Source organism: Micromonospora sp. ATLC20 (assembly GCF_057196585.1).
Genome location: NZ_JBXUOV010000246.1, coordinates 1 through 6,481, shown reverse-complemented (window position 1 = coordinate 6,481; position 6,481 = coordinate 1). Strand labels below are relative to the sequence as shown.

Annotated in this window: 3 protein-coding genes and 1 pseudogene; 1 reads left to right on the top strand and 3 read right to left on the bottom strand. The window is 71.7% G+C overall.

Annotated elements, in window-relative coordinates:
* A pseudogene (locus AC2CHG_RS29020) lies at positions 1-646 on the top strand (hypothetical protein); the annotation flags it as partial.
* 4 nt (positions 647-650) lie between these two features.
* Here the strand turns inward: AC2CHG_RS29020 and AC2CHG_RS29015 are convergent.
* The 3 genes from AC2CHG_RS29015 to AC2CHG_RS29005 form a co-directional block, all read right to left on the bottom strand.
* The gene (locus tag AC2CHG_RS29015; protein ID WP_262015118.1) at positions 651-1,343 is read right to left on the bottom strand and encodes a lysophospholipid acyltransferase family protein; all 693 of its coding nucleotides are present in this window, start codon (positions 1,341-1,343) and stop codon (positions 651-653) included.
* Positions 1,344-1,484: 141 nt separating this feature from the next.
* The gene (gene ileS, locus AC2CHG_RS29010) at positions 1,485-4,655 is read right to left on the bottom strand and encodes an isoleucine--tRNA ligase (protein WP_484525993.1); all 3,171 of its coding nucleotides are present in this window, start codon (positions 4,653-4,655) and stop codon (positions 1,485-1,487) included.
* A 390-nt stretch (positions 4,656-5,045) separates the two neighbouring features.
* On the bottom strand, positions 5,046-6,481 hold a 1,436-nt coding region (locus tag AC2CHG_RS29005), incomplete at its 5' end, for an alkaline phosphatase D family protein (RefSeq protein ID WP_484525992.1).

Sequence of the window (6,481 nt, the reverse complement as noted above, 5' to 3'; positions counted from 1 at the left end):
GGCGAAGCCCGGGCGGCCGCCGAAGCAGCGCCGGGGCAAGGCCGGTCCGCCTGTCGCACCGCCGCCGGGCTGGCAGCAGCCGCCGAAGCGGACCCGCCGCCGGCGCCGCTGGCCCTGGGTGCTGCTGCTCTCCGTCGCCTGCTGCTGCGGGCTCCCGCTCTGGTGGTTCCAGCCGATCTCCACCCAGTACCCGGCCAGCGCCACCCTCCCGGACCAGATCGACTCGATGCGGCTACGTCAGGACGACAGCAGCCGGGCCGCCGCCGAGGAGCTGAAGTCCCGGGTACGCGAGTCGAACCTGCTGGCCGAGGACACGTTCGCCGGCATCTACAGCACGAGCGACGGCAAGCGGGTGACGTTGTTCGGCACCACCGGGCTGCGGTTCAGCCCGGAGTCGGACGCCAAGTCGGAGATCGAACGTCTCGCCGGGGACTACGCCCTGCAGGAGTCGGTGGTGGTGGACACCGGCGTACGGGGACGCCACGAGCGCTGCGCCGTCGGCCGCGCGGACGGCGACTCGGTGGTGGTCTGCGTCTCGGCCGACCACGGCAGCCTCACCACCGGCGTGTTCACCCGGCTGTCGGTGGACGACAGCGGGCGGCTGCTGAACGACCTGCGCCAGCGCGTGGTGGTGCCGAAGTCCTGACCGCTCAGGCGGTCTGCTCGCCGCCGGCCTGGTCGGCGCGCTTCGGGGCGTAGCGCGGGACGTACTCCTGCCCGCTGAGCTTCTGGATCTCGGCCATCATCTCGTCGGTCATCGTGCGCAGCGACGTGCGGTCGTCGGGACGGCCGGTGAAGTCCAGCGGCTTGCCGAACTTCATAGTGATCTTGGCGCGGCCCGGTCGCGGGATCCGCGTACCGATGGGCTGGGCCTTGTCGGTGCCGGTCACGCCGACCGGGATGATCGGCACACCGGCGGCGATGGCCAGCCGGACGGTGCCGGTACGCCCGCGGTAGAGCCGCCCGTCCGGGGAGCGGGTGCCCTCCGGGTAGACGGCGACCAGGTCGCCGGCCTTGAGCACCGGGATCGCCGCGTCGAACGCGGTCAGCGCCGCCCGGCCACCGGCCCGCTCGACCGGGATCGCGCCCAGGCCGGTGAGCACGAACTTGGAGAAGCCGCCCTTGAGGCCGGTGCCCTTGAAGTACTCCGACTTGGCCCAGAACGCCAGGTGCCGGGGCACCACGGTGCCGAGGAGCAGCTCGTCGGCGACGGAGAGGTGGTTGCTGGCGAAGATCGCGCCGCCGGTCGCCGGGATGTGCTCCAAACCCTCCACGTGCGGACGGAAGGCCAACCGGAGCGCGGGCGCCACGGTGAGCTTGCCGATGGTGTAGAGCAGGGGCACGGGTCCTCCGGCGGTCGTACGTGAAACAGGCGCTGTCACGGTAGCCGACGCGGCCGTCCGCCACCGAGCGGGTGGCCCGCAGTCCACTCGCTGGGTGCGGGCCCTCCTCCACCCGAGAGGGTGCAGGAGGGCCCGCACCGCTCACACCTTGCGGACCGTCACCGTCACGCGCTCGCCCTCGCCGGCCTCGCCGGAGAAGCCGTCGAGGCCCTCGGCGAAGTCGATGCTGTCGGCGAGCACCTCCCGGGCCACGAACCCGGTGTACGCGGCGACCGCCGCGCGCACCTCCTCGGACGCCGAGACCGCCACCGTGATCCGGTCGGAGATGTCCAGATCGGCGTCGCGGCGGGCCTGCTGCACGACCCGGACCACGTCCCGGGCCAGCCCCTCGGCGGCGAGTTCCGGCGTGACCTCGGTGTCCAGCACGACCACTCCCTCACCGCCTGGTAGCGGCGCGGAGTGCTCGGCGTCGGCGGCGACCAGGCGCAGCTCGTACTCGCCCTCGGCCAGCGTGACCCCGGCGGCGACCGGGGCGCCGTCGCGCAGCTCCCACTCCCCCGCCTTGACCGCCTTGATGACCTGCTGGACGGCCTTGCCGACGCGCGGGCCGAGCGCCCGCGGCACCACGGTGAGCACCTGCTGGCAGTACGCGGACACCTCGTCGGTGAGCACGACCTCCTTGACGTTGACCTCGTCGGCGACCAGGTCGGCGAAGGGCCGCAGCTGGGCGGCGACGGGCGACGCCACGGTGAGCGTCGCCAGCGGCAGCCGTACCCGCAGGCCCTTGGCCTTGCGCAGCGACAGCGCCGCCGAGGCGACCGCCCGGACGTTGTCCATCGCGGAGACCAGCTCGTGGTCGGCCGGGAACTCGTCCGCCTGCGGCCAGTCGGTGAGGTGCACCGACCGCTCGCCGGTCAGCCCGCGCCAGATCTCCTCGGCGGTCAGCGGCGCCAGCGGTGCCACCACCCGGCAGAGCGTCTCCAGCACGGTCCACAGCGTGTCGAACGCGTCCGCGTCGCCGGCCCAGAACCGGTCCCGGGACCGGCGCACGTACCAGTTGGTCAGCGCGTCCAGGTAGGACCGCACGGTGGCGCAGGCGCCGGAGATGTCGTACGCGTCCATCTGCGCGCCGACGGTCGCGACCAGCTCGTTCGTCTTCGCCAGCACGTACCGGTCGAGCACGTTCGCCGAGTCGGTACGACGACGCGCGGTGTAGCCGTCGGCGTTGGCGTAGAGCGAGAAGAAGTACCAGACGTTCCACAGCGGCAGCAGCACCTGGCGCACCGCGTCTCGGATGCCCGACTCGGTGACCGCCATGTCGCCGCCGCGCAACACCGGCGAGGACATCAGCATCCACCGCATCGCGTCCGACCCGTAGGAGTCGAACACGTGGTAGACGTCCGGGTAGTTGCGCAGGCTCTTGGACATCTTGCGGCCGTCCGAGCCGAGCAGGATGCCGTGGCTCAGGCAGTTGCGGAACGCCGGCCTGTCGAACAGCGCGGTGGCCAGTACGTGCATGGTGTAGAACCAGCCGCGGGTCTGCCCGATGTACTCGACGATGAAGTCACCCGGGTAGTGGTGCTCGAACCACTCGCGGTTCTCGAACGGGTAGTGCACCTGGGCGAACGGCATCGAGCCGGACTCGAACCAGCAGTCCAGCACCTCCGGCACCCGGCGCATCATCGACTTGCCCGTCGGGTCGTCCGGGTTGGGGCGGACCAGGTCGTCCACCGCCGGCCGGTGCAGGTCGGTCAGGCGTACGCCGAAGTCCCGCTCGATGTCGGCCAGCGAACCGTAGACGTCCACCCGCGGGTAGTTCGGGTCGTCGGAGCGCCACACCGGGATCGGCGAGCCCCAGAACCGGTTCCGGCTGATCGACCAGTCCCGGGCGTTGGCCAGCCACTTGCCGAACGAACCGTCCTTGATGTGGCCGGGCGTCCAGTTGATCTGCTGGTTCAGCTCGACCATCCGGTCCTTGAACGTCGACACCGCGACGAACCACGACGACACCGCCTTGTAGACCAGCGGGGTGTCGCAGCGCCAGCAGTGCGGGTAGGAGTGGGTGTAGGTGTCCTGCCGCAGCACCACCCCCCGCTCCTTCAGCTCCCGGATCACCGGCTTGTTCACGTCGAAGACCTGCTCGCCCTGGTACGGCGGCACCAGTGCGGTGAACCGGGTGTGGTCGTCCACCGTCACGACGGTGGGGATGCCGGCGGCGTTGCAGGTGTTCTGGTCGTCCTCGCCGAAGGCGGGCGCCAGGTGGACGATCCCGGTGCCGTCCTCGGTGGTGACGAAGTCCGCGCCGAGCACCTGGTAGGCGTTCTCCCCGGCCGGCTCGACCAGGAAGTCGTACAGCGGCGTGTAGCGGCGTCCGACCAGGTCGCGGCCGTACACGGTGCCGACCTGCTCGTATCCCTCCAGCTCCTTGGCGTACGCGCCGAGGCGCGCGGCGCCGACGACGTAGCGCTCACCACTGCGCTCGCTGTCGGGCGAACCCCGGTGTTCCAGCACGGCGTACTCGATGTCGGGGCCGACGGCGAGCGCCAGGTTCGACGGCAGCGTCCACGGCGTGGTCGTCCAGACGCCGAGCTTGACCGGCCCGCGCAGCGGCTCCGGCGCGTTCTCGTCGGCGGTCAGCTCGAACCAGACGGTGAGCGTCGGGTCGTGCCGGTCCCGGTAGACGTCGTCCATCCGGGTCTCGGTGTTCGACAGCGGCGTCTCGCACCGCCAGCAGTACGCGAGCACCCGGAAGCCCTCGTAGACCAGGCCCTTGTCGTGCAGGGTCTTGAAGGCCCACATGACGCTTTCCATGTAGTCCAGGTCGAGCGTCTTGTAGTCGTTGGCGAAGTCGACCCAGCGGGCCTGCCGGGTGACGTACCGCTCCCAGTCGTGGGTGAACTCCAGCACCGACGTGCGGCAGGCGTCGTTGAACCGGGCCACGCCGAGGTCGAGGATCTCCGCCTTGGTGGTGATGCCGAGCTGCTTCTCGGCCACCACCTCGGCGGGCAGGCCGTGGCAGTCCCAGCCGAACCGGCGCTCGACGTGCCACCCGCGCATGGTCTGGTAGCGCGGCACCACGTCCTTGACGTAGCCGGTGAACAGGTGGCCGTAGTGCGGCAGGCCGTTGGCGAACGGCGGGCCGTCGTAGAAGACGTACTCGTTCTCGCCGTTCCGGCCCGCGTCGCGGGCCTCGACCGACGCCTCGAAGGTCTTGTCGGCCGTCCAGTGCTCCAGCACCCGGCGCTCGACCGCGGGCAGGTCCGGGCTCGCCGGGACACCGGCGCCGGTCGGGTCGTGCAACGGATAGGCCATCGCCTGTCGCTCTCCCTCAGCAGCTCACTCGTCTGTGGTCTGCGAGGACGAGCCGAATCCGGTACGCCGTGACCGGCGCCCGGGCGTGGCCCGCGGTACCACCCCGCTTGGCGGTCGAGGTGCGACCGCCCGCTCGTTGGCCGGCTGTGACGGGCCGTCCCGTCCGGTTCTACTGAGCCGGTGACCCGGCCGTTCTTCCGGAGGCTCACCGGTGATGGCCGGGTCGTCGCCTGTGCGCTCAAGCGTACTCGACCCCCCGCCCGCCGCGCCGCCGAGTATCTCCCGCCCCGCCCCGCCCCGCCCCGCCTCCGCCCGTCGATCATGAAGTTGACGACGGAATCCGAGATCCACATCGCCGCCAACTTCATGATCGACGAGGTCGGCCGGGGGTCAGCGGCGCGTCGGGGCCGGAAGGGTGGTGGTCCAGAGGGAGGCGCCGACGCGATCGCGCAGGTGGACCGTCAGCGCCGCCGACGGGCCGTCAATGGTCACCTCGCCGAAGTGCTGGAAGCCCTCGGCCGGTGAGGTGTTGGCGCGCGGCGGTGCGTGCACGAAGACCGCCTTCGGGCCGAACGTACCGTCCAGCGCGTTCGGGCCGAACGCACCGGCGTGCGCCGGGCCGGAGACGAACTCCCAGAACGGGCTGAAGTCGCGCACCGCGGCGCGCGCCGGGTCGTAGTGGTGGGCGGCGGTGTAGTGCACGTCGGCGGTGAGGAACACCAGCCCGGTCACCCCGGCCCGGTGCGAGGCGCGCAGCACCTCGGCGAACTCCAGTTCCCGGCCGGCCGGCGCGCCGTGGTCGCCCTGCGCGACACCCTCCTGGGCGTCTGACCCGTCCGGCACCACCACGCCGATCGGCAGGTCGTTGGCGATCACCTTCCAGGTGGCGCGGGACGCGCGCAGCTCCCGGATCAGCCACTCCCGCTGCGCCGTGCCGAGCAGGCCGCGACTGCGGTCCGCGTACGTGTTGCCGTCGTTCGGGTCCTTGTAGGTGCGCATGTCCAGCACGAACACGTCCAGCAGCGGCCCGTACGACAACTTGCGGTACATCGGCCCGCCCGACGGCACCGGCAGCCACTCGCGGAACGCCTGCCGGGCCCGGGCGGCGAGCACGTCCACGCGCTTCTCGCCGTACCTGTCGTCGGTCAGGATCTCCCCCGGGTACCAGTTGTTCACCACCTCGTGGTCGTCCCACTGGTTGATCTGCGGCACCTCGGCGGCGAACGCCCGCAGGTGCTCGTCGAGCAGGTTGTACGCGAACTGCCCCCGGTACTCGGCGAGCGTCTCGGCCACCTTGCTCTTCTCCGGCGTCACCAGGTTGCGCCAGGTGCGGCCGTCCGGCAGCACCACGCTCTCGGCCAGCGGGCCGTCGGCGTACACGGTGTCGCCGCTGCACAGGAAGAAGTCCGGGCGGCGTTCCCGCATGGCCCGGAAGATCGCCAGGCCGTCGAAGTCGGTGCTGATCCCCCAGCCCTGCCCGACGATGTCGCCGGTCCATACGAACCGCACGTCACGCCGCTGGTGCCGCCCGGGGGCGGTGGCGAACGAACCGGTCAGCGGCTCGCTGCACAGGCCGTGCCGGTCCAGGCTCTCCACCCGTACCCGGTAGTGCAGCCGCTCCCCCGCGGGCAGGCCGCGCAGGCGGACCTTGCCGGTGAGGTCGCCGGTGGGGTCGACCACCGGGCCGCGCACCAGGCGGGCGCCGCGCAGGTCCGGGCGGCGGCTCACCTCGACCAGCATCCGGCCGGGCCGGTCCGCGCGGGTCCAGACCAGCGCCGAGTCGGCGGTCACGTCGCCGCTCTGCACGCCGTGGGTGAACAGCGGCC

Bases quoted from the DNA above. Each gene is read 5' to 3' on its own strand.
- ileS (WP_484525993.1), bottom strand. From the start codon at position 4,655: ATGGCCTATCCGTTGCACGACCCGACCGGCGCCGGTGTCCCGGCGAGC.